The organism is Oerskovia sp. NPDC060287 (genome assembly GCF_042726775.1).
Taxonomy (GTDB): Bacteria; Actinomycetota; Actinomycetes; order Actinomycetales; family Cellulomonadaceae; genus Oerskovia; species Oerskovia merdavium.
This window is the reverse complement of sequence record NZ_JBHXBO010000319.1, coordinates 1-3,896: the sequence shown is the minus strand read 5'-3', so window position 1 is coordinate 3,896 and position 3,896 is coordinate 1. Positions and strand designations below refer to the sequence as shown.

3 protein-coding genes are annotated in these 3,896 nt (G+C 72.4%); 2 read left to right on the top strand and 1 reads right to left on the bottom strand.

What is annotated here, in order from left to right; all coding sequences use genetic code 11:
- Nucleotides 1–88: 88 nt before the first annotated feature.
- Nucleotides 89–1,909 (bottom strand): long-chain fatty acid--CoA ligase, encoded by a 1,821-nt coding sequence (locus tag ACFWFR_RS18160; protein WP_191805256.1) that lies wholly within the window; start codon nt 1,907–1,909, stop codon nt 89–91.
- A 109-nt stretch (nt 1,910–2,018) separates the two neighbouring features.
- Here ACFWFR_RS18160 and ACFWFR_RS18155 point away from each other — a divergent pair, with 109 nt between their 5' ends.
- Together ACFWFR_RS18155 and ACFWFR_RS18150 are read left to right on the top strand one after the other, a co-directional pair.
- A complete protein-coding gene (locus ACFWFR_RS18155) occupies nt 2,019–2,372 on the top strand; it encodes a chorismate mutase (protein ID WP_056762152.1) in 354 nt (117 codons plus the stop codon).
- Between the two features lie 292 nt (nt 2,373–2,664).
- Nucleotides 2,665–3,864: a Vms1/Ankzf1 family peptidyl-tRNA hydrolase gene (locus ACFWFR_RS18150; RefSeq protein ID WP_191805254.1), complete on the top strand. Its 1,200-nt coding sequence runs from the start codon at nt 2,665–2,667 to the stop codon at nt 3,862–3,864.
- Nucleotides 3,865–3,896: the final 32 nt, after the last annotated feature.

Here is a 3,896-nt window from a genome sequence, read left to right as displayed (position 1 = left end):
GTCCGGGCCCTTCGTCGTACGGCAGCGGCCGTGGTCGGGCCGACCAGGGGACCGACGGCCGGGTGGGGAGCCGGGCCGTCGGGGCGGGTCAGGCCTCGACCGACACCTGCGACCCGTACAGGTCGTCGATCGTGGTCGAGAAGTCCTTGAGGACCAGCCCGCGCTTGACCTTGAGCGACGGGGTCAGGTAGCCGTTGTGCTCGGTGAAGTCGGTCGTCAGCACCTGGATCTTGCGGATCGACTCGGCCCGCGAGACGGCCTCGTTGGCGCGGGTCACGGCGCGGTCCAGGGCCGCGAGGACCGTGGGGTCCGCGGCGGCCGTCGCGACGTCCATGGCGGGCAGGCCGTGCGTCGAGAGCCATCCCGGGAGCATCTCGGGGTCGAGCGTGACCAGGGCGCCGATGAACGGGCGCTGGTCGCCGACCACGACGACCTGGCTCACGAGCGGGTGGGCGCGCAGTCGGTCCTCGAGCTGGGCCGGGGCGACGTTCTTGCCGCCCGCGGTCACGATGATCTCCTTCTTGCGACCCGTGATCCGCAGGTAGCCGTCGGAGTCGATCGAGGCGAGGTCGCCCGTGCGGAACCAGCCGTCCTGGAGGACCTCGGCCGTCAGGTCGGGCTGGTTGTGGTACCCGCGGAAGACGTGGTCGCCCCGGACGAGCAGCTCGCCGTCGGGGTCGACCTTGATCGCCGTGCCGGGGAACGCGGGGCCCACGGTGCCGATCTTGAGCCGGCCGGGCAGGTTCACCGCGGTCGGGGCCGTGGTCTCGGTCAGGCCGTAGCCCTCGAGGATCGTCAGACCGACCCCGCGGAAGAAGTGACCGAGGCGCTCGCCGAGCGGGGCCCCTCCCGAGATCGAGTGCGTGAGGTCGCCGCCGAGCGCGGCGCGCATCGTCGTGAACACCAGGCGGTCGGCCACCGCGTGCTGAGCCTTGAGCACGACCGAGGGGCCGGACGGCTTGTCGAGGGCGCGCGAGTAGGTGATGGCGACCTTCGCGGCCCAGTGGAAGATGCGGCGCTTCGCTCCCGCGCCGGCCTTCTGCTCGGCCGCGTTGTAGACCTTCTCGAACACGCGGGGGACCGCGAGCAGGAACGTCGGCTTGTACGTGCCCAGGTCCGGCACGAGCTGTTTGATGTCGGCCGAGTGCGCGAGGACCGCGGTGGGCGACGCGATGCACACGACCTGGATGAAGCGCGCGAACACGTGCGCCAGGGGCAGGAACAGGAGCGTGCGGGCGTCGGGCGTCGCGACGATCTCGCCGAGGCCCTGGACCCCGTTGCGCGCGAGGTGCACGAAGTTCAGGTGCGTGAGCTCGACGCCCTTGGGGCGCCCCGTGGCGCCCGACGTGTAGATGATGGTCGCGAGGTCGTCACGTCCCGTGCCCGCGCGGCGCGCGTCGATCTCGGTGCGCTCGACCGCGGAGCCGGCGGCCTGCAGGTCGGCCACCGCGCCGTCGTCGAGCACGAGGACGTCCCGCAGGAGGGGGAGCCGCTCGCGGACGCTCGCCACGACCTGCGCGTGCGCGGACGTCTCGACCACGACGAGGCTCACCTCGGAGTCGGACAGGATCCACTCGACCTGGTCGGCCGAGGACGTCTCGTAGACCGGGATGGGGACGGCCCCTGCGGCCCAGATCGCGAAGTCGAGCAGCGTCCACTCGTAGCGCGTGCGCGACATGATCGCGACACGGTCTCCTGCGGCGACGCCGCGCGCGACCAGGCCGCGGGCGACCGCGATCACCTCGTCGTCGAAGGCTCGAGCGGTGACGGGCTGCCAGGGGCCGCCCTGCGTGAGGCGTCGCTCGATCACCGCGTCGTCACCGGACCGCTCCGCGCGGTCGGTGAGAAGGGTGCTGATGCTGCTGGTGGCCGGTACCTCGACGAGGCTCGGCGACGCGAATTCGGTCATGTCTACTCTCCGGTGAGTGGTGGGGCAAGGACCGACTTTACTGCGTACCCGGCGTCTCATGTTCTTCCGGCCGTGCTCCCGGGGGCTCGCGGGTGCCTAGGATCGACGGATGACCGAGCCCCACGCCGACGGCACGCAGGTGCCGCCCGTGCCCCCCGAGATCCTCACCCTCCGCCAGAGCATCGACAACATCGACGCCGCGCTGGTCCACCTCCTCGCCGAGCGGTTCAAGTTCACGCGCCGCGTGGGTGAGCTCAAGGCCCAGGGTGGACTCCCGCCCGCGGACCCCGCAAGGGACCAGCAGCAGATCGACCGCCTGACCGGCATCGCCGAGGCCTCGGGTCTCGACCCGGCGTTCGCCGAGCAGTTCCGCGAGTTCATCGTGAGCGAGGTCATCCGCCACCACCGCAGCATCGCCGAGGCGCACCAGGGCGAGGCGCCCGTGCTGGACACCTACTCCTGAGGCGTCCTCCGAGGCGTCCGGCGCGGGTCTCGCAGCTGGCCCTCGCCTGCCTCGCGGAGGCCTTCCGGTGGGCTTCCAGGGAGCTTCGGAGGCGCGGCGCCGGACACGGCGCGCCATCCGGGGACGCGACGTGGGCGCGGCTGCGGGCCCTGCCCGGGGCACGAGCCCGGGTCGCGAGCCCGGACGGTCGCCCCCGGTGGCGGTCGCCGGGCCCGTGCACCAGGCTGGTGAGGACATCGGGGCGGTCGGCCTCCGACCGTCCCTCCGACGATGGATGTCTAGAGGTGCCTGCATGAAGATCGACTGGCTCAAGCCCCTGCTCGGCCACCCCGGCCCCTTCGCGACCGTCTACCTCGACGCGACGCGTTCCAACGAGGCGGGTGATCGCGAGGTCGAGAACCGGTGGAAGGGCGTGCGCCGAGCCCTCGCGAACGCGGGAGCGCCGGCAAGCATCATCGACGAGCTCGAGGAGTCCGTCACCCTGCCCACGAGGATGCCCGGACCGCACGGCCGCGTCCTCATCGCCGACGAGGAGGGGGTCCTCGTCGACCGCGTGCTGAAGGACCCGCCCGCGGTGACCAAGGGCCTCTGGGGCCCGGTCCCCGCGCTGCTGCAGGCCGCCCGGGCGGCCGACGAGTCCGTGGACTACGTCCGCGTCGTGGTCGACCGTCAGGGGGCGGACATCACCTGGTCGGTCGCCGGTGGGCACCTGCCCTACGGCGACGCCGAGTCCGTGGAGGGCGGGCACGACGTCATCAACAAGGTCCGCACGGGCGGGCTGTCGCACAAGCGGATCGAGACGCGTGCCGAGGACTCGTGGGACCGCAACGCCGAGGCGGTGGCAGCCGAGCTCGACCGACAGGTCCTCGAGCACCGTCCCGAGCTGATCCTCATCACGGGAGACGTCCGGGCGGTCCCGCTCGTGCGGGCGGCGCTTACCAAGGCCACCGACGAGCTCGTGGTCGAGGTCGCGGGGGGCGGCCGGGGACCCGGCATCAACGAGGCGGCGTTCGAGGCCAAGGTCGCGGACGCGCTCGCGAGCTTCCGTGAGCGTCGCCGCGAGTCCGTGCTCGCCGAGTTCCGCCAGGAGCAGGGCCGCGAGGCCGCCGCGGTGACCTCGCTCGAGGACGTGGTCGCCGTGCTGTCGCGCGGGCAGGTCAAGGAGCTCATCCTGGCCGACGAGTACGGTCAGGACACCGAGCTCGACGGGCGCACGCTGTGGATCGGGCCGAGCCCGCTGCACATCGGTTCCGCGCGCACGGACATCACGGACCTGGGCGTGAGCGAGGGGATCGAGGAGCTGCCCGCGACGGTGGCTCTGGTCCGCGCGGCGATCGGCCAGGACGCGGGCCTCACGTTCTCGCCCGACGGGAGCGTCGACCTCATCGAGGGCGTCGGGGCCACGCTGCGGTGGAACGACGACGGGACGCCCAACGAGGTGGCCGCGACCATGTCGGGAGACGACAAGAGGCTCCGGGGAGAGATCGTCTGACCCCGGTCTGACGGACGACGCAGGGCCCCGAC